Source organism: Gordonia araii NBRC 100433, from assembly GCF_000241265.1.
GTDB classification, from domain to species: Bacteria; Actinomycetota; Actinomycetes; order Mycobacteriales; family Mycobacteriaceae; genus Gordonia; species Gordonia araii.
In genome coordinates, this window is sequence record NZ_BAEE01000048.1 from 1 (window position 1) to 17,357 (window position 17,357).

The following is a 17,357-nucleotide window of genomic DNA, read 5'->3' on the forward strand; positions in this document are numbered from 1 at the left end:
CCTTCGCCGCGGGACCGGTCCACACATCGAGCAGATCGCCGTGCAGCTTGGCGACCGAGTGCAGCACCCCAGTCATTTCATCGCCACAGTCAGCCAACGTCTTGGCACCATCACGAACGACGGCGGGTTCCACATGTAGCTTCGAATCGTCCACCTGACACCTCCCGAACCGCAGACGACAAGTTGGAGATGCGCATGAACTGGCGGTCGAACACACCCCCAGAGGTCATCGAGGATGTCGACTCCCTCACCGAAGTCAGTGTAAAGGTCGCGGCGGATTTTCTCAGCGAGCATGATTCGTTCGCACCCCTCACGGTCTTTGGCCACGACGCGAGCTCGGGGTTGAACTCATGAACCGGCGACTTGCTGTGGTCTGCACGGTGACGATCATCTTGTTCACCTCCGCCTGCTCCTCGACCGACCAGGGCGGCGATCCCAAGTCCGCCGGCCCTCTCAGCAGTTGCGACGCCACCGCACCGACCGGCAAGACCACCACGCTCGAGACCGAGTCCTCGAACGGACGCACGGTGGAGGTGAAGATTCCGCTACTGCCGGAATGGGGCCGGCCAATAGGCTCCGGTATTCCCCAGCCCGGCGGTCCCACCCCGGGACTCGGCAAGGGGTCGCGCGTCGACCGCTCGGGCGCATGGGTCATGGTCGATGCCGAGATCGACTTCGAACCGCCGACGCCAGTCGACGACTCGCCTCGGGAGCTGGGGTTCTGGCGGTTGCCACGACCATCGCCCATCCCGCCGGAGGAGTTGGGGATATCCATCGACGACGACCGCAACGGAACGGTTTGCGGGCAGGAGGCCCACCTGCTGCGTCAGCACCCCACGCGTAACGGGTCGCAGGCACCCTATGTGCGCGGGGAGCTCACCATCACCTGTTCGTGCGGCGGTGACACACCGGTCATAGTCGTCGTGAAGGTCGACACCCATGAACGGAGGCCACCCATAGATACCCGCAGCACACGCAACGACGGCCCACCTCCACACCCATCTCTATTCGAGTCCGAGATCGCGTTGATCCTCGCGAACGTACAGGTCGGCTGGGAGAACGAGTAGGCGCGTTACTGCGAAAGCAACCGCCCGCGACCGATCGGCCGCGGACGGAGGCAGCGTTGCGGGGCCAGTACGGCGACCCGATACGCTCACCAGCACCAGACATCACCGACCCGGGGGGTTCGCACGTGTCCACCGTCGCCGAAACACTCAACGACTTCGCCGTCCGCTTTCAGGACATGCACGCGACGGTCACCAGCAACGGGCAGCCGCCGTCCAACGGTTCCACGCCGCACATGGCGATGTCGCCGCTGGCGATGTGGGCCCCGCTCGCGTTGCTGGGCACGTCGGCCGTTGCGGCCGACAGCGATGTCCAGCCCTCGGTCGCCGCCGCCGAGAAGATGATCCACGCGGTCCTCCGTCAACCGCATCCGGCCTGCCCGGTGTCAGCCGGTCTGTGGATCGACGCCACCGTCGCCAACGACGACCTCGCCGAACTCGTCGGACAACTCGCCGACTACGGACACAGCGCAGGGGCGGGAATCCCCGTACGGGCCCAACTCGACAAGTGGGCCAGCAGCCTGACGGGCGGGATCGTGCCCTGGTTTCCGCTCGACGAGGAGGACGACTCGTTCGCCATCCTGTCCGGTGATCCGGTGCGCGACCCGGCACTCGTCGGGGCCGTCGCGTTCACCAGCTCCGGCGACTGGCCCGTGCCGCTGGCGACGTGCTGGGCCGGCGCGCTGAGTGAATCATGGGGCATCGACCGCGCCCTGCAGGCGACCGGACCGGACTGCGGCCTGGCCTGGGATCCATCGCTCGGGTACGTGGGCGTGACCGTGAACCGCTGTGGCAACGGACTGTTCACGATCTCGGTGATCGCCGACCCTGACGTTCCCGACTCCGACGTGACTGCGGCGGCGGCACGACTCGCCCGTCGGTTCGCCACCGGCGAGCAGGTGTTGTTGCGCAACGTCGACCTCCCGTCCGGAGACCATGGCTGGTGGCGCGTCGATGACAGCAGCTTCTACGACGGCTTCATTGAGCAGCAACACAATTCGGCTTTGATCCCGGCGTGGTCGGCGGGATACGTCTACGACGTCATGCAGCTCGGGCTCGGCTATTGGGGTGTACTGCAGCAATCTCTGGCGCCACGCGTGGGACCCGATGACGCCCACGCGTCGGCGGGTCACGCCGCGTACAGCGGCTTCGGGCGGACTGGTTTTCAGGCCGCCGCCGTGACCGCCGTCCGCATCGGGCAGCAGGGGATGTTCGCCGCGCTGTACGCGACCCTTCTCCGAGAACCGTCAGACGCCGGTGAACAACCGCCCGGCGTGGGCGGCACGTTGGTGGAGTTGGAGTACCGGCATCCGTTCGCGGTCGTCGTCGCCACCGCATCGGAATTTCGCGATCACTTCTGGCAAGGGCTGCCGTTGCACGTTGCGTGGGTCTCGACGGCCACGGAACCGGAGTGATCGGGCTACTGGCTCGACGGGCTGGCCCGATCGCTGAGGCGGCGCCGCGCTACTCGACTTCACCGGTTGGCTAGCGGGCGGGACGCATGGTGGAGTGGCCGACCACGAACGGACCGAGGAAGACCGGCCCGCTGTACACGCCGCCCGGCCGCCGGTCGTAGATGAACCGGCCTCCCAGGTCATCGACGTAGCCGCCGGAACGCGTGTGATGCACCGTCAAGTATCGGGTGCCGAATGCCCCAAGGTGAATGAACCGATTGCCGTCCACGCGAGCGTACGAGTTGTAGACGACACCGAACTGAGTAGTGGATATTCGATATCCGCCGTTCGCCAGCCTGGCAGCCGATTCCGGTGCCGCACAGATGGTTCCGGCCGCAGCCGCCGTGACGACTGCGCTGATGGTGATGGCGCGCTTGCTTGAGATTTTCATGGCTACTCCTGTCGCGGAAACGGAGGGATTTGAACTCGATTCGCCCCTGCGCCTAACGATTCTCGCCTACCAGTGTCAGGTACAACCGATCCGTTCCAACAATCTCCCCGAAGCCAGCATCGACATACCACCGGCGCAACGCCGGCCGATCCTTCATCGGATCGACGACGACGTGGGCTCCACCAATCAGGCTCATGGCTTCGCTTGCGGTAACGATCGCGTCCGCAAGCAAGTCGATTCCCAGGCCTTCGCCGCGCAACGACCGGTCCAACGCAAACTTGCCGATGAGCACGCCAGGTAGCTCATCACCTTGGTAACTCTTAGGCCTGATTTTCGCGAAGATCGATCGATCTTCTACCGCTCTCGTGATCGTCGGGAGAAGCGTGAAGTACCCAACCACAAGCTCGCCACCTGCATCGGTCCAGACATGAGTCGCCGACTTGCCAAGTAGCTGGTCGTTGAGTGCATGCTTCTGGGGCCACGTATCAAGAGACGGCTCTCCGCAGTCGAAGAAGTCGAACCGATGATATGAGGTGAGCCGGACAGGGCTGTACGTCACGCCTTCTTGCGGCCCTGCCGTCGATTGGCGATCGCAGCTTCGAGGCGGGCGGACGGGCGGGCGGGCTTCGTCAGCATACGCTCAAGCTCACCACGACTGACGCGCGTGACGTCAACGCGGACATGCTCCTTGCCAATCTCGGCGATACCCATGCTGACGAGGGTACTCCAGAACGTCGTTCCGTGATCTGAAGGTAGTCAATGTCATGTCGCTCGCCGCGCAGCTGCCGATCGCCGGTCTTAGTCGCACACTGGAGAACGCCGGAAAGAGATGCCGCGTGATTGTATCCCGGCGCCTGGGACGGTGCCCGGCAGCGTGTCAGGTGCCAGGAAACGTCCTGAGCTGCACTGACAGAACAGGACGTTGGCGGAAGCGGAGGGATTTGAACCCCCGGTGGTTTTACCCACGCTCGCTTTCAAGGCGAGTGCATTCGGCCGCTCTGCCACGCTTCCTTCGACGATCAGGCTAGCGGATGCGAGTTCGCGACCTCCACTGCGTTTGGCCACGGAACGACCGCCCGTGCGTTGCTGATCCCAGGGCCGAACAATGACCACAAGTACGTCACAGACGACGGTTGCGATTCTCGGCGTGGTTCAACCTTCTCCGCCCACCAGCGCATCACCACCTCCACACCCCAACCCGGTATCACCCCGCAGCCGTGCGGCGTGCACCGGTGTCGGCATGGGCCTGCTCGTTGGCTCGATGCTGCTGGCCACTGCCAGCCTGTGCAGAAGCGGTGCGCTCGACCAGTACAGGAACAGTAGTTTCGGCGATGCTCGAACACTGGTCGGCCTGTCCTTGCTGCTGATCGCCGGACTCGGGTTGGCGGCCATTCTTGTCGCCTTGGCGCGGCGACGGCGTCCGTACGTCCGGACCGCTGCACTTGCGATCCTCCTGTTCGGTGGCCTGGTCATGGCCACTGTGGCCGCGTATTCAGGCATGCTCCAGGCGCGGACGCTTCGCGGTGAAGGGTACGCGCTGGCGCTGCAGTCGTTCTGGTTCCTGGTCGGAGCCCTGCCGTTCGCCGTCGTCGGAATCGGTACCCGATTCGTCAGTTCCCCTGACGGCCGAACGGGCCCGCTAGCAGCGGGTGCCGTCGCCTTGGTGATCCCGATCGCCGTTGCCGTAGCGATGGCCCGCCCGTGGCAGGCAGACCCGCACAGTCAGAATCTGGCAATCGAGAAGATCGACGTACGGCCAGTGACTGTCGGCGTGCCGAACAAGATTGAAACCGACGTCCCCGGAGGCTTCTCCGCGTTGCCGCCCGACGACTCTCGCAGGCGCGACGATCCTATTCCCGTAGGACCCGGCTACTACGCGGCTGGGGCCGTGTACAACGGCGATAACGGGAAACTGCGGTGGCGGCTCAAGATGGACGAGTACAGCTACACGGTGGTCGTCGTGCCCAACGCTGGGCTCGTCGTCGTCAACTACCCCGCTCATGGGGACGATCCCCGCTCTAACGCCATCGATGCGGCAACTGGCGACGTACGCTGGGAAAACGACAACCTGGTGAGAGTCTGGGACGGCATGTATCGACCGGCTTGGGCGACCGCGGCCGACCACTTGCTGTCCATCACCGAAGACGGACGGACTGTCCAGGCGATCTCACCGCGCGATGGGACCACGACGTGGCGTCACGACATCGGCCGAGACCAAAGCATCTGGGTAGTCGCCACCCACCCACAGCTAATGCTGGGCATCGTCGGGCCGGACAAGGTCCAGCAGACGTTGACGCTCGACGCGCAGACTGGCAAACGCTTGTCGGCCGAGCCGGGCCTCCACATCGACCGATTCTGGCACCGCTACGCCCCGGCGCCGCTCGCCGCGGAGTTTCGGAAGAACCCAGACGACGCAGCTCGGTCGGCAATCATCAACGCACGGACGCGCAAGGCCGTCCTACCTCTAGGAGAACAGCCGGACGGTACCCGGGTCTCCCTCACCACATGCGACGGAAACGGTGACTGTCTCATCGCGCGGTCAAAGGGCGGCAAGCGAACCACTCCGTACTACCGGACGACCGTCGTATCGCTGACGCGCAGTCACCCCGACATCGAGGTGAGACGCGCGACGTCCGACCCGAAGAGCCCGCTGTGGTTGCGCGATCAGATCGTGTGGGTTGATGACGGCTCTCCGGCATCCGGAGGCAAGAACGCGATCGTCGCCACCGATCGGCGGACGGGTCAGATGACTGTCCGCATCCCGACTCCGGGACCGGTCTACGATCTGCTACCCGTCGCGGGGTCGGTCCTGGCAGTAGGCCCGAATGGCCAGATCGTCGCCCGGCTCGATGGAGTCCCACGATGAGCAACGTGACCCCTCACCGAGACACCCCTCGCCCCGCAGACCGGTACGACTGGGCGATCCCGGTCGTACGCGGCATAGGCTGGGCTGCAGCACTGTTCGCTGTGCTGAGTGTCGTCTTGCCATTGTCCGGGGCCGCTGCGCTCACCAGTGCCAGGTCAGCTTGGGCGTTGGTGTTGACCCTTTGCGGCTATGCCCTCGTCACAGCAGCGCTGGCGGCGACGGGACTTGCTCGGCTCGCTCGCTACCCGGACAACCCCCCGGGCTGGATACCCGCTATCAGTTCGGTGCTCGCAATCGTTGGGCTCCCGACAGTCGTGGTGTGCGCGCACGCTCTGGGTTCGCAACGCACGGTTCTGATTCAGCTCGAAGCGCGCCCGACAGTCCTATTCGCATTGCTCGGCGCGATTGCCGGTGGCGTCGCAGCCGGCTGTGTGGCCGTCATCGGCGACCGACGGAACCATCAGTCGGATACCGCACGACATCGGCCACGTCGCGACGAAGCGTTGGTCGGCCTGGCAACCTTCCTCGTCGCGTCTTTGGTTTCCGGAACTCTTCTCAGTGTGGCGCCACCCGCTCCGAACATGGAGCCTGCTCCGCTAGCTCTGGCGGTACCGGTTCCCCCATATCCCACTTCACTGGGCAACGTCGCGTACCGCATACGACAGACCGACGAACTCCGCAACACCGCAGTCCGCGTCGGTGGTCCGGGTTTCATAATCGCTACTCCTAGAGCGATTCGCGCCCACGATGGAACGACTGGAGAAATGCGTTGGGAAATGGACGCGGCCGAGCTACGTGGCCTCGACTCGCCTGACGCCAGAGAGAGTATTGCCGTATTCGGCTATGGCGACGACGCTACCGTGATGATCGTCGGCACGGACATAACGATAGGACTGGATGCTGCGACCGGCAGGCTCCTGTGGCGATCGGCCGCACCGGAGTTCCGCCCGACGTCGCACGACTACGCACCGCAGCGAGCCCAGGTTCACGTCGAGCACCCGTCGACGGTCGACGAGAAGCCGAAGCCGCCGCGCATGGTCGTGCTCGACCCACGCCGAGGAACAATTCGTTGGCAGACCGAACTCCCGTGCCAGCCCGGCTATGATTCCACCGAGAAATTCGTCGTGACGTCGGTCTGTGGCAAACCCGCCGAGTTCGAGATCACCGATATCGAGTCACGCACGACCCGGCGCATCCGGTTGACGACACCCACCAACAGTAAGTTGACCGCTCCTGCCTACCTTGGCGAGGGATTGTTCGGAGCGTTCTACAGAACAGCTGTTCCACACCGTGATCGGGCAACCAGCTTTGATGAGGGTACCGCCATGTTCGTCACCGTCTTCGACGCTGCGACAGGGGCCGAGGTTGACCATTTCGAACTGACGTCGCGGATATCCAGTGTGAATGGCGGGGTCATCGCCATGGGCGCGGACTATTCGAAGAGAAACGGGGTGTACGGGCAGGTGATCTCCCGCAATCTACAGACCAGGAAGTCGTCGAGCGTGCCTGTAAGGGTTCAAGGGAGCGACTTCGATCCTGATTGGCTTGGCGGTTCGCTTCTTGTCAGGGGCGATGAGGAGCGAGGAAGTGTCCCGCTCGTCGTCGATCCGCGCACCGGAACGATCACGAGACGAGGATCGGCATGTATCGACAGCTTGCAGGACCTGCAGAGCGTGCCCGGCGCCGTACTGGAAGTATGTTCTGGTCATGACGGACCGTGGGGCTTCGAGATCGTCGGGCTTCGCTAGCCACCCTCCCGCTCCTCAGTTCGGCTCGCGCGCCTTCGGTCGGTGGCGCGCGAGCACATCTGAGGCGCGGGACTTACGAACGGACAGTGCCTAGCATCGAGGCCATGCGCGCCATTGCCTGCCACGACGGTGAACTGACCGTCGAAGATGTCCCCGTCCCCGAGGTCGCGAACAACGAGATTCTGATCCGCGTCGCGGCGGCCGGGGTCAACCGCGCCGACCTGCTGCAGCGTCGCGGGATGTACCCGCCGCCACCGGGAGCCAGCGACATCCTCGGCCTGGAGGTCTCGGGCACCGTCGTCGAGGTCGGGGCGCACATCACCGAGTTCCGCGTCGGCGACCAGGTCTGCGCGCTGCTCGCCGGCGGCGGCTACGCCGAGTTCGTCGCGGTACCCGCGGCCCAGGTCATCCCGGTCCCGAGCAGTGTTTCCCTCCGCGACGCGGCTGCGCTGCCCGAGGTCGCGTGCACGGTCGTCTCCAACCTCATCCTCACCGCGAAGCTCCAGCCCGGCGAGACGCTGTTGATCCACGGCGGCAGCAGCGGCATCGGCACCCACGCCATCCAGCTCGCCAAGCAGCTCGGCGCACGCGTCGCGATCACCGCCCGAACATCCGAGAAGCTGGAGCGCTGCCGCGAACTCGGTGCCGACATCGCGATCAACTACGCCGACGAGGATTTCGTCAGCGTGATCAAGGAGGCCGGCGGCGCCGACGTCATCCTCGACATCATCGGCGCCAAATACCTCGAAGGGAATGTCGCCGCGCTCAACACCGGCGGCCGACTCGTCATCATCGGCATGCAGGGCGGCGTGAAGGGGACGCTCAACATCGGCCAGCTTCTCGCCAAGCGCGCGACCGTCGTCGGGACCACGCTTCGTTCCCGACCTACCTACGGCGACGGCAGTAAGGCCGAAATCGTCGCGGCCACACTAGAACTCACGTTGCCGATGCTCGCGGACGGAACGATCACCCCGGTTGTCGACTCGGTCTTTCCGCTCGCCGACGCCGCGGCCGCCCACGAGCGCCTCGACAGCGGTGACGCCATTGGAAAGGTCCTGCTCATCGTCGACGACGAGTAGCTAGGAGCCGCCTTCCTCCGGACACGTCTCCCCCTCGACCGTGAGCTTCCCGAAGAGCCGGCCGAGTTCGAGGAAGTCGTCTTCACCGAGCACGTTGACGACATGCTCGACGACCAGCGCGTCGCGGCACGCTATCAATTCCCGGAGGTGCTCGAGACCGGCGGCGCTGGGGCGTACCCAGCGGTGCCGCGCGTCGTCGCCCTTGACCTCTTCGACGCGCTCGACCAGACCCGCGTCGATCAGACGGCTCACCTGCCGCGAGACCGTACTCATTTGAATGTGCGTGGCGGCGGCGATATCGGAGATACGCATCCGCGGCTCGCGGCCAAGCGCCTCCAGCACGCGCAGATCCGGCGTCGACGAGAATCCGGCGTCGGCCAGCCGCTGATTGACCGTCGCGAGTAGCTTCCAGCCGCCATGGACCACCGACTCCCACGCGCAGCGCTGAGCCGGGGTCAGCGCTGCGCGTTCATCGGCAGCTTGTTGCTCATCGTCAAAGTCGCGTAACGCAGTCATTCGTCCATCTCATCTCCCTGGTGCCGGGGATTCTACCGCTGTCGGTTGGTCGATTGACCCACTTTGCGGTATCGAGCGAGCAATTCAGGCAAGTGACCCAAGCGTTCGCACCAGGTGATCGACTTCATACGGTGTTGAATATGGCCCCAGCCCAATCGTAACGGCGCCACCCTCGTCGTTCACGCCCAGTTGCTCGAGTGCGGGGCTTGGCACGTTGGCCAACGACCGGATGCCGTTGTCGGCGAGCCGCCGCACCACATGTTCGGCCGGCACGCCCGAAACCATGAAGCTGGTGATCGGTACACGATGCTCGGACCGGCCGAATACGCGCACCGCCGACAGGCTCTCCAAGGAGTTCATCATGTAGTAGTCGAGCCGCTGCAGATACTCGTAGAGGCCGTCCATCGACGACGCCAGACGGTGCCGCCGCTTGCCGACGGCGTCATCGTCGAGATTGGCCAAATGCTCAACGGAGGCAACGAGACCGGCCAGCAGCCCGCCGGCCGGCGGCACGAGTTCCAGGCGCGCCGGACCGCTCGCCGAACGGTCGAGCGCAATCGGTTCGAGACGATCGATGCGCCGCGGATCCGCGAACACCATCGCGGCCAACCGCGGCCCTCCCCAGCGGTGCGCCGACACCAGGAAGACATCCGCACCGGACTCGGTGATGTCGAGCGGCAGATAGGGCGCCGCCGCGCTCGCGTCGACGACGAGCAGTGCGCCTGCCGCACGCGTCTTAGCGGCCACCTCGGCGACGTCGGCGATCGCCCCGGATGTCGACGAGGCGAGAGGCAGGGCCACGACCTTCGTCGCGTCCCCGATGGCCGTCATGTACTGCTCGATCGGGATCGTCCCGGTCTCGATGTCACTCTCGGCCCAGCGGGTCCGCGCCCCGGCCGTCCCCGCTCGCCGTTCCCACGGCACGGTGTTGGCGGGGTCGCTGTCGCGCGACAAGAGCACTTCGGTGCCCCACCACGAATGACCGTCGAAGGCATCGGCGAGCCCGCTGACCAGGTGCGCGACCGACGGCCCGATCACCACACCGGCCGGATCCCCCTTGACGAGGTCGGCGATCGCGCGGCGGGCGGAGGCCAGGGCGTCCCCGGTCGCGCGCGCACCGGGATTCGATGTGCCGGGGTCGGTGACGAGTTCCCGGAAACCGGACGAAACCGCCATGGCGACCGATGCCGGGATCAACATGCCGGCCTGCGGATCGAGGCGAATCCACCCGTCGCCCAACACAGGAAAGAGTCCCCGGGCGTGGGCGACGTCGAACGGCATTCCATCACGATAAACCGCGTCGCCTCGCGGCTGAACGGCAGTGACACAATGATCACCATGACTGACGGCAGGTTCGGAATCCCACTCCCCCTTCCCGACGAGGAATCACCGCAGCAGATCATCGTGGTCGGCGGCGGTGGCGACGGCGAATCAGGCGACGATTCATCCGGTGTCGCCGACCTCGTCGAGCAGCCCGCGAAGGTCATGCGGATCGGCACAATGATCAAGCAGCTCCTCGAGGAGGTGAAGGCCGCACCCCTCGACGAGGCGTCGCGCAACCGCCTGCGCGACATCCACAAGTCGTCGATCCGCGAACTCGAAGACGGTCTCGCCCCCGAACTGCGCGAGGAGCTGGAACGCCTCGCCCTGCCGTTCACCGACGACGAGACGCCGTCGGATGCGGAGCTGCGCATCGCCCAGGCCCAGCTGGTCGGATGGCTCGAAGGCCTGTTCCACGGAATCCAGACGGCCTTGTTCGCCCAGCAGATGGCGGCACGGGCCCAACTGGAACAGATGCGGCAGGGAGCCCTGCCGGGACCGGCAGGCAACCCCGGCCACCCGCAGGGCCCGGGGCAGTACCTGTAGACGCTTGTATGCTGGTGACCCGTGTCGGTAGCAGCAGATGAGCGGGTGATCCCTCCCCCGCCGGAGACGTCGGATTCCCGGACGTTCCGGCGCGCGTTCGCCGACCTGGTCGACGGGCTGTACAACTTCCAGCTCTGGTTCCACCTCGGCTGGACCGACATCAAGCAGCGCTATCGCCGCTCGGTGCTCGGCCCGCTGTGGATCACCATCGCCACCGGCGTCACCGCCGTCGCCATGGGCATCCTCTACGGCACGCTGTTCGGGTTCTCCATCAAGGAATTCCTGCCCTACGTCATCCTCGGCCTCATCTTCTGGAACTTCATCCAGAACACCGTCCTCGACGGCTCGGTGGTCTTCTCCACCAACGAGGGACTGATCAAGCAGTTGCCCGCCCCGATCAGCGTGCACGTCTACCGCGTCGTGTGGCGGCAGCTCATCATCTTCGCGCACAACATCGTCATCTTCTTCGTCGTGCTCGCGGTGTTCCGCCCGCCGATCAACTGGTGGGCCCTGCTCTTCTTCCCGGCGATGGCCCTGTTCGTGCTCAACGCGGTCTGGGTGACCATCGTCTTCGGCATCCTCTCGACACGGTTCCGCGACATCTCCCAGCTGACGACGACGATCGTCCAGCTCGCCTTCTTCATGACGCCGATCATCTGGAAGCTCGGCCCGGAGATGGGCAATCGGGTCGGCAGCCGCGCGAAGCTCGTCGAGCTCAACCCGCTGTTCCACTACATCGAGATCACCCGCGGACCGCTGCTCGGCGAGCACGTCGAGTTCTACCACTGGGGGATCGTCATCGCCTGCACCGCGCTGGGCTGCGTCGCCGCGCTGATCGTGCTGCGCAACTACCGGTCCCGCGTGGCGTACTGGGTTTAGGAGCAACGACCATGTCCGACGAGACGCAGGCCGCGGTGAGCGGCGAGAAGCCGGCGCACGGCGCCCGCAACAAGAACAAGATCGTCGCGGCCTCCGACGTCCGGGTCGACACGTGGGACGCCTGCGTCGACTTTCCGATCTTCGACGCCAAAACCCGCTCGCTCAAGAAATCCGTCCTGGGCCGCGCGGGCGGCGTGATCGGCGCGTCGGACTCCGGCGTGCCGATGGTCGAAGCACTGCGCAACATCAACCTGCACCTCGAACACGGCGACCGCGTCGGCCTCGTCGGTCACAACGGCGCCGGCAAGTCGACCCTGCTGCGCCTGCTGTCGGGAATCTACGAACCCACGCGCGGGTCGTGCCGCGTGCGCGGTCGCGTCGCTCCCGTCTTCGACCTCGGCGTCGGCATGGACCCGGAGATCTCCGGCTTCGAGAACATCGTCATCCGCGGCATGTTTCTGGGCATGTCCCGCAAGGAGATGCTCGCCAAGACCGATGACATCGCCGAGTTCACCGAACTCGGGCAGCACCTGGAAATGCCGCTGCGGACCTACTCCACGGGCATGCGCGTGCGCCTGGCCCTCGGTGTCGTGACCAGCATCGACCCCGAGATCCTCATCCTCGACGAGGGCATCGGAGCGGTCGACGCCGACTTCATGCGCAAGGCCCGCGTGCGTCTGCAGGCGCTGGTCGAGCGGTCCGGCATCCTGGTGTTCGCCAGCCATTCCAACGAGTTCCTCGCTCAGCTGTGCGACCGCGCCCTCTGGATCGACAAGGGCGAGATCAAGATGGAAGGCGGCATCGAGGAGGTCGTCGGCGCGTACGAGGGGCCCAACGCCGCCGCGCAGGTCCGCAAGGTGCTGGCCCGCATGGAGGCCGGCGAGTGACGGCCGCTTCGCAACGCGTCGTCGCCGTGATCGTCACCCACCGCCGCGCCGAACTGCTCGCCGAATCGACGACGGTGATCGCCGGTCAGTCGCGGCCGGTCGACCACCTCATCGTCGTCGACAACGCCGACGAGCAGGTCGTCGCCGATCATGTTGCCGCCCTCGATATCCCGACGACGTACATCGGGTCCCGGCACAATCTCGGCGGCGCGGGCGGATTCGCTCTCGGAATGTTGCACGCGCTGGCGCTCGGCGCCGACTGGGTGTGGTGCGCCGACGACGACGGACGGCCCGAGGGGCCCGAGGTCCTCGCGACGCTGCTCGACTGCGCGCAGCGCCACGGGCTCGGCGAGGTGTCGCCGGTGGTGGCGAACATCGACGATCCCGACGCGCTCGCCTTCCCGTTGCGGCGCGGACTGGTGTGGCGCCGCAAGCGGTCGGAGCTGTTCGGGCCCGGCGAGGATTCGTCGGACGACCTGTTGCCCGGCATCGCGTCGTTGATGAACGGCGCGCTGTTCGCCGCCGACACCATCGACCGCGTCGGGGTGCCGGATCTGCGGTTGTTCGTCCGCGGCGACGAGGTCGAGATGCACCGCCGCCTGGTTCGTTCGGGCATCGCCTTCGGCACCTGTCTGACCACGGCCTATCTGCACCCGGACGGCAGTGACGAGTTCCGCCCGATTCTCGGTGGCCGGATGCACACCCAGTACCCCGACAACGAGACGAAGCGCTTCTTCACCTACCGCAACCGCGGCTACCTGATGGCCCAGCCGGGCATGCGCAAGCTCCTGCCGCAGGAGTACGCGCGTTTCGCCTGGTTCTTCCTCGTGCAGCAGCGCGACCTGGCCGGGTTCCGCGAATGGCTGCGCCTGCGACGGCTCGGCCGCAACGAGCACTTCGACCGCCCGTAGTAGCGTCGCGACCTCGTCGGGCGATGGTCTCGATACGAATCGCTCCTTCGTCGCGATTCACTCGACCACCGATAGTGATTCCCGTCTTCCCGGTGGTCGAGTGCCGACGAGGCGCCAGCCGAGTCGGCGTATCGAGACCCCGCAAGCCGACATGCCAACGATTCCCCCACGGTGGTCGAGTGCCTACGAGGCGCTAGCCGAGTCGGCGTATCGAGACCCGGCGAGACGCCATGCCAACGACCCCTCACGGTGGGTGGTCGAGGGGCACCCTCACGGTCGTCGCGGAGCACCCCACGGTGGTCGAGTGCCGACGAGGCGCTAGCCGAGTCGGCGTATCGAGACCCGGCGAGACAGCATGCCAACCCGGTTACCGCACCACAAAACTAGAACATGTTCTAGTGTGTGGGAGAGACACGCTGTCCCCTCCCAAGGAGCACCGATGCGGTTCACATTCGCCGAGGCGATGACCGACCCCAGTTACTACGCACCACTGGCCCAAGCCGCCGAGGCCGCCGGGTACGACGGGATGACGATCCCCGACTCGGTCGCCTACCCGGAAGAATCCGACGCGAAGTACCCCTACACCCCCGACGGCAACCGCGAGTTCCTCGAGGACAAGGCCTTCATCGAAACCTTCATCCAGGCCGCCGCGCTCGGTGCGGTCACGACGAAGATCCGCTTCACCCCTTTCGTCGTGAAGCTCCCCATCCGCCCGCCCGCCCTCGTCGCCAAGCAGGCGATGTCGGTGGCATACCTGACGAACAACCGTCTCGCCCTCGGTGTCGGCACCAGCCCCTGGCCCGAGGATTACGAGATCATGGGCGTCGACTTCGCTCGCCGCGGCAAGCGGATGGACGAGTGCATGGACATCATCAAGGGCCTGGAAACCGGCGACTACTTCGAATTCCACGGCGAGTTCTACGACATCCCCAAGATCAAGATGAGTCCCGCTCCGACCGAGCACATCCCCCTGCTCGTCGGCGGTCACGCCGATCTGGCCCTCAAGCGCGCGGTCATCCGGGGCGACGGATGGATGCACGGCGGCGGCCCGCCCGAGGAACTCGACGCGCTGCTTGAGAAGATCGCCGGGATTCGCAAGGCGGAGGGCAAGGAGAACGACCCGTTCGAGATCCACGTGATCTCGACGGACGCCTACACGGTGGACGGCTGCAAACGTCTGGAAGACAAGGGCATCACCGACGTCATCGTCGGCTTCCGCATGCCGTACATCATGGGGTCCGACGACGAGCCGTTGCAGAAGAAGGTCGACCACCTCAACTGGTACGGCGAGAACATCATCGCCAAGGTCAACGGCTGATGGGACGCCTCGACGGGAAGGTCGCGCTGATCAGCGGCGGTGCACGCGGCCTCGGCGCGTCGCACGCGCGTCGATTCGTCGACGAAGGCGCCAGCGTGGTGATCGGCGACATTCTCGTCGAAGAAGGCAAAGCGCTGGCCGACGAACTCGGTGCCGCGGCGGCCTTCGCCGAACTCGATGTGACCGACGCGGATTCGTGGGCTCGGGCCGTCGAGCAGACGACCGAAAGATTCGGCACGCCGACGATCCTCGTCAACAACGCCGGCATCCAGAACGGCGGGCTGATCGGGTCCTTCGACCTCGGCGAGTGGGACCGGATCGTCGCGATCAATCTGACCGGCTCATTCCTGGGCTGCCGCGCGGTGGCCGACCCGATGATCGCCGCCGGGAACGGCGGTTCGATCATCAACACGTCGTCGATATCGGGCTTCCTCGGTTCGGTCGGCACCCACGGTTACAGCGCCACGAAGTTCGCCATCCGGGGCCTGACCAAGTCGGTGGCCGTCGAACTCGCACCCCACAACATCCGGTGCAACTCGATCCACCCGGCCCAGGCGCGCACCGACATGGCCGCCGGCATCCCCGAGGATTTCCTGCAGACACCGCTGGGGCGGGCCGCCGATCCAGCGGAGATCACCAACGTCGTGCTCTTCCTCGCGTCGGACGAAAGCTCCTACTGCACGGGTGCGGAATACCTCGTCGACGGCGGTCTCACGTCGACCGTTCCGTACAACCTGCCGACTAGCTAGCTGGTCAGCTGCTCGACCAGACGCCCAGCTCGTTGCCGGCCGGGTCGGCGAAGTGGAACCTGCGTCCGCCCGGAAACTCGTACGGGTCTTGGAGAATCGTTCCGCCCGCGTCTTGAACGGCCGTCACCGTGGCGTCCAGATCGTCCGAGTAGAGCAGGATCAGCGGTCCGCCCGCGCCGCGAGGTTCCGCCTCGGGCGTGAATCCGCCATCCTCGTCGTCGCCTGGCCGGGACTTGAATCCGACGTACGCCGGGGCGCCGGGCGGCCCGTAGTCGGCGAACGACCAACCGAACGCTGCGCCGTAGAACGACTTGGCCGCGGCCAGGTCCGGTGCCGGTAGCTCGACGTAGTTGACGCTGTGATGGATGATCATGCGTCGACCGTATGCCGTCGGTCCGACATCGCTATTTCATCTTGAAGATGACGGCGCGCTGCACCACGAAGTTGATGACCGTCGCGGTGCCCTGGGCGATGACGAACGACACCGCCGACATCAGCTTGTTGTCGCTGGTCCACAGGTGCTCGAGGACCGCATAGATACCCACCTGGACGGCAAACGTCGTCAGATACAGCAGCATGACCGCGACGAAGCGGGCGGCGCTCGGCTCGGCCTTGAACGTCCAGCGCCGGTTGATCAGATACGCGGTCGTCGTACCGAGTACGAAACCCAGTGCTTTGGCGTACGCGGGATCCCACCCGAGGCCGTACTGCAGCAGCATCGTGAGGCCGAAGTCGAGCACCGCCGACCCTGCGCCGGTGATGATGAATCGGATGATCGCGGTCTTGAGATCGACGTCGTCGGCCATCTCCTCCGGACCGTCGATCGGCAGCTCCATCGGAGCCGGGATGTGCGGGTGGTGCTCCGCCTCGCCGGGCCCGCCAGCGGACTTTTCAGAATCAGGCACGCAGACCACCATAGGTGGTAGACCTCAGTACATGTCGATTCACGACCTGCGCGCAGCATTCCGGTACCGGGTCGCCCGACACCTCCTGATCGGTCCGTTCCTCTTCGCGTGGGGACGCCCGAAGACCACCGGGCACCAGAACATCCCCCGGAAGGGGCCGGTCATCCTCGCCGCCAATCACCTGGCGATCAGCGACTCCTTCTACGTGGTGCAGTGTGCCCGGCGGCCGGTGATGTTCCTGGCGAAGTCGGACTATTTCACCCAGCCCGGACTCAAGGGCCGATTCAAGAAGACCTTCTTCAGCGGCATGGGCCAGATCCCCGTCGACCGAAGCGGAGGGGCTGCCGCGTCTCCCGCGATCGAGGCGGCGACGTCCATCGTCGAAGGCGGCGGCGCCTGGGGCATCCACCCGGAGGGAACTCGCTCGCCCGACGGGAGGATGCATCGAGGCAAGACGGGTGTCGTCCGCGTGGCGGTCGCGACGGGCACACCGATCGTCCCGATCGCGCTCACCGGCACGGACAACCGGTCGTGGCGCAACTTCTGGAAGTCACGCGTGACCGTCGACATCTTGCCCGCGATGGATTTGAGCTGGGTCGACCCCGACGACGAGAAGCAGATCCGCGAGGCCACCAATCGGCTGATGCAAGCGATCCGATCCGAGACCGGCCAGGAGTACGTCGATGTCTACGCCAAGCCGGGCAGCGCGACGAAATAGCCGGGT

At 65.7% G+C, this 17,357-nt stretch carries 19 protein-coding genes and 1 tRNA gene; 12 read left to right on the forward strand and 8 right to left on the reverse strand.

All coding sequences use genetic code 11. The features are described from left to right. The first annotated feature begins 380 nt into the window (after positions 1-380). Both GOARA_RS08200 and GOARA_RS08205 read left to right on the forward strand, forming a co-directional pair. A complete protein-coding gene (locus GOARA_RS08200; RefSeq protein WP_138947605.1) occupies positions 381-1,067 on the forward strand; it encodes a hypothetical protein in 687 nt (228 codons plus the stop codon). 125 nt (positions 1,068-1,192) lie between these two features. Then, positions 1,193-2,479: a hypothetical protein gene (locus GOARA_RS08205; protein ID WP_040522294.1), complete on the forward strand. Its 1,287-nt coding sequence runs from the start codon at positions 1,193-1,195 to the stop codon at positions 2,477-2,479. Between the two features lie 70 nt (positions 2,480-2,549). Here the strand turns inward: GOARA_RS08205 and GOARA_RS08210 are convergent, their stop codons facing one another. From GOARA_RS08210 to GOARA_RS08220, 4 genes are all read right to left on the reverse strand, one after another. Then, complete coding sequence (locus GOARA_RS08210) at positions 2,550-2,909, reverse strand: hypothetical protein (RefSeq protein WP_007321876.1); 360 nt, start codon at positions 2,907-2,909, stop codon at positions 2,550-2,552. A 52-nt stretch (positions 2,910-2,961) separates the two neighbouring features. Further along, entirely contained in the window at positions 2,962-3,468 is a 507-nt protein-coding gene (locus GOARA_RS08215) for a hypothetical protein (protein ID WP_007321877.1), read from the reverse strand. Beyond that, positions 3,465-3,620, reverse strand: a complete 156-nt coding sequence (locus GOARA_RS20195; RefSeq protein WP_007321878.1) for a hypothetical protein — start codon at positions 3,618-3,620, stop codon at positions 3,465-3,467. The genes GOARA_RS08215 and GOARA_RS20195 overlap by 4 nt, the downstream gene beginning before the upstream one ends. A gap of 212 nt (positions 3,621-3,832) precedes the next feature. Continuing rightward, positions 3,833-3,920 (reverse strand) — tRNA-Ser (locus GOARA_RS08220). A gap of 229 nt (positions 3,921-4,149) precedes the next feature. Between GOARA_RS08220 and GOARA_RS08225 the strand changes: the two genes are divergently transcribed. The 3 genes from GOARA_RS08225 to GOARA_RS08235 all read left to right on the forward strand — a co-directional run bounded on the left by GOARA_RS08225 (position 4,150) and on the right by GOARA_RS08235 (position 8,602). Further along, positions 4,150-5,775: an outer membrane protein assembly factor BamB family protein gene (locus GOARA_RS08225; RefSeq protein ID WP_007321879.1), complete on the forward strand. Its 1,626-nt coding sequence runs from the start codon at positions 4,150-4,152 to the stop codon at positions 5,773-5,775. Between the two features lie 581 nt (positions 5,776-6,356). Continuing rightward, positions 6,357-7,523: an outer membrane protein assembly factor BamB family protein gene (locus GOARA_RS20565; protein WP_280985236.1), complete on the forward strand. Its 1,167-nt coding sequence runs from the start codon at positions 6,357-6,359 to the stop codon at positions 7,521-7,523. A gap of 104 nt (positions 7,524-7,627) precedes the next feature. Then, positions 7,628-8,602, forward strand: a complete 975-nt coding sequence (locus GOARA_RS08235) for an NAD(P)H-quinone oxidoreductase (RefSeq protein WP_040522298.1) — start codon at positions 7,628-7,630, stop codon at positions 8,600-8,602. Here the strand turns inward: GOARA_RS08235 and GOARA_RS08240 are convergent, their stop codons facing one another. Together GOARA_RS08240 and GOARA_RS08245 are read right to left on the reverse strand one after the other, a co-directional pair. Continuing rightward, positions 8,603-9,118: a MarR family winged helix-turn-helix transcriptional regulator gene (locus tag GOARA_RS08240; protein WP_007321882.1), complete on the reverse strand. Its 516-nt coding sequence runs from the start codon at positions 9,116-9,118 to the stop codon at positions 8,603-8,605. It abuts the gene before it with no gap. A gap of 84 nt (positions 9,119-9,202) precedes the next feature. Continuing rightward, positions 9,203-10,399, reverse strand: coding sequence for an aminotransferase class V-fold PLP-dependent enzyme (locus GOARA_RS08245; protein WP_007321883.1), 1,197 nt, complete (start codon positions 10,397-10,399; stop codon positions 9,203-9,205). Between the two features lie 57 nt (positions 10,400-10,456). Here GOARA_RS08245 and GOARA_RS08250 point away from each other — a divergent pair, with 57 nt between their 5' ends. From GOARA_RS08250 to GOARA_RS08275, 6 genes are all read left to right on the forward strand, one after another. Then, positions 10,457-10,984 (forward strand): bacterial proteasome activator family protein, encoded by a 528-nt coding sequence (locus GOARA_RS08250; RefSeq protein ID WP_050947215.1) that lies wholly within the window; start codon positions 10,457-10,459, stop codon positions 10,982-10,984. Positions 10,985-11,005: 21 nt separating this feature from the next. Continuing rightward, on the forward strand, positions 11,006-11,863 hold the full coding sequence (gene wzm, locus GOARA_RS08255; protein ID WP_040522300.1) for a galactan export ABC transporter permease subunit Wzm/RfbD: 858 nt from the start codon (positions 11,006-11,008) through the stop codon (positions 11,861-11,863). A gap of 11 nt (positions 11,864-11,874) precedes the next feature. Continuing rightward, positions 11,875-12,750 carry a galactan export ABC transporter ATP-binding subunit Wzt/RfbE gene (gene wzt, locus GOARA_RS08260; protein ID WP_007321886.1) on the forward strand — a complete coding sequence of 292 codons (876 nt, stop codon included), beginning with the start codon at positions 11,875-11,877 and terminating at the stop codon, positions 12,748-12,750. Then, positions 12,747-13,661, forward strand: coding sequence for a galactofuranosyltransferase GlfT1 (gene glfT1 / locus GOARA_RS08265; protein ID WP_007321887.1), 915 nt, complete (start codon positions 12,747-12,749; stop codon positions 13,659-13,661). Before wzt ends, glfT1 begins: the two co-directional genes overlap by 4 nt. A gap of 439 nt (positions 13,662-14,100) precedes the next feature. Beyond that, positions 14,101-14,979 carry a TIGR03619 family F420-dependent LLM class oxidoreductase gene (locus tag GOARA_RS08270; protein ID WP_007321888.1) on the forward strand — a complete coding sequence of 293 codons (879 nt, stop codon included), beginning with the start codon at positions 14,101-14,103 and terminating at the stop codon, positions 14,977-14,979. Continuing rightward, entirely contained in the window at positions 14,979-15,728 is a 750-nt protein-coding gene (locus tag GOARA_RS08275) for a glucose 1-dehydrogenase (protein WP_007321889.1), read from the forward strand. The genes GOARA_RS08270 and GOARA_RS08275 overlap by 1 nt, the downstream gene beginning before the upstream one ends. 4 nt (positions 15,729-15,732) lie before the next feature. Here the strand turns inward: GOARA_RS08275 and GOARA_RS08280 are convergent, their stop codons facing one another. Both GOARA_RS08280 and GOARA_RS08285 read right to left on the reverse strand, forming a co-directional pair. Next, on the reverse strand, positions 15,733-16,101 hold the full coding sequence (locus GOARA_RS08280) for a VOC family protein (protein WP_007321890.1): 369 nt from the start codon (positions 16,099-16,101) through the stop codon (positions 15,733-15,735). 31 nt (positions 16,102-16,132) lie between these two features. Then, positions 16,133-16,645, reverse strand: coding sequence for a GtrA family protein (locus GOARA_RS08285; RefSeq protein ID WP_007321891.1), 513 nt, complete (start codon positions 16,643-16,645; stop codon positions 16,133-16,135). Positions 16,646-16,664: 19 nt separating this feature from the next. On the opposite strand from GOARA_RS08285, the gene GOARA_RS08290 reads away from it, so the two are divergent. Beyond that, complete coding sequence (locus GOARA_RS08290) at positions 16,665-17,351, forward strand: lysophospholipid acyltransferase family protein (protein WP_007321892.1); 687 nt, start codon at positions 16,665-16,667, stop codon at positions 17,349-17,351. The last annotated feature ends 6 nt before the right edge of the window (positions 17,352-17,357 follow it).

What these genes read in the sequence shown, in the direction of transcription:
- GOARA_RS08210 (WP_007321876.1), bottom strand. Translation starts at nt 2,909, where the DNA reads ATGAAAATCTCAAGCAAGCGCGCCATCACCATCAGCGCAGTCGTCACG.
- GOARA_RS20195 (WP_007321878.1), bottom strand. Translation starts at nt 3,620, where the DNA reads ATGGGTATCGCCGAGATTGGCAAGGAGCATGTCCGCGTTGACGTCACG.
- GOARA_RS08225 (WP_007321879.1), top strand. Translation starts at nt 4,150, where the DNA reads ATGGGCCTGCTCGTTGGCTCGATGCTGCTGGCCACTGCCAGCCTGTGC.
- GOARA_RS20565 (WP_280985236.1), top strand. Translation starts at nt 6,357, where the DNA reads ATGGAGCCTGCTCCGCTAGCTCTGGCGGTACCGGTTCCCCCATATCCC.
- GOARA_RS08235 (WP_040522298.1), top strand. Translation starts at nt 7,628, where the DNA reads ATGCGCGCCATTGCCTGCCACGACGGTGAACTGACCGTCGAAGATGTC.
- GOARA_RS08240 (WP_007321882.1), bottom strand. Translation starts at nt 9,118, where the DNA reads ATGACTGCGTTACGCGACTTTGACGATGAGCAACAAGCTGCCGATGAA.
- GOARA_RS08245 (WP_007321883.1), bottom strand. Translation starts at nt 10,399, where the DNA reads ATGCCGTTCGACGTCGCCCACGCCCGGGGACTCTTTCCTGTGTTGGGC.
- GOARA_RS08250 (WP_050947215.1), top strand. Translation starts at nt 10,457, where the DNA reads ATGACTGACGGCAGGTTCGGAATCCCACTCCCCCTTCCCGACGAGGAA.
- wzt (WP_007321886.1), top strand. Translation starts at nt 11,875, where the DNA reads ATGTCCGACGAGACGCAGGCCGCGGTGAGCGGCGAGAAGCCGGCGCAC.
- GOARA_RS08270 (WP_007321888.1), top strand. Translation starts at nt 14,101, where the DNA reads ATGCGGTTCACATTCGCCGAGGCGATGACCGACCCCAGTTACTACGCA.
- GOARA_RS08275 (WP_007321889.1), top strand. Translation starts at nt 14,979, where the DNA reads ATGGGACGCCTCGACGGGAAGGTCGCGCTGATCAGCGGCGGTGCACGC.
- GOARA_RS08280 (WP_007321890.1), bottom strand. Translation starts at nt 16,101, where the DNA reads ATGATCATCCATCACAGCGTCAACTACGTCGAGCTACCGGCACCGGAC.
- GOARA_RS08285 (WP_007321891.1), bottom strand. Translation starts at nt 16,645, where the DNA reads ATGGTGGTCTGCGTGCCTGATTCTGAAAAGTCCGCTGGCGGGCCCGGC.
- GOARA_RS08290 (WP_007321892.1), top strand. Translation starts at nt 16,665, where the DNA reads ATGTCGATTCACGACCTGCGCGCAGCATTCCGGTACCGGGTCGCCCGA.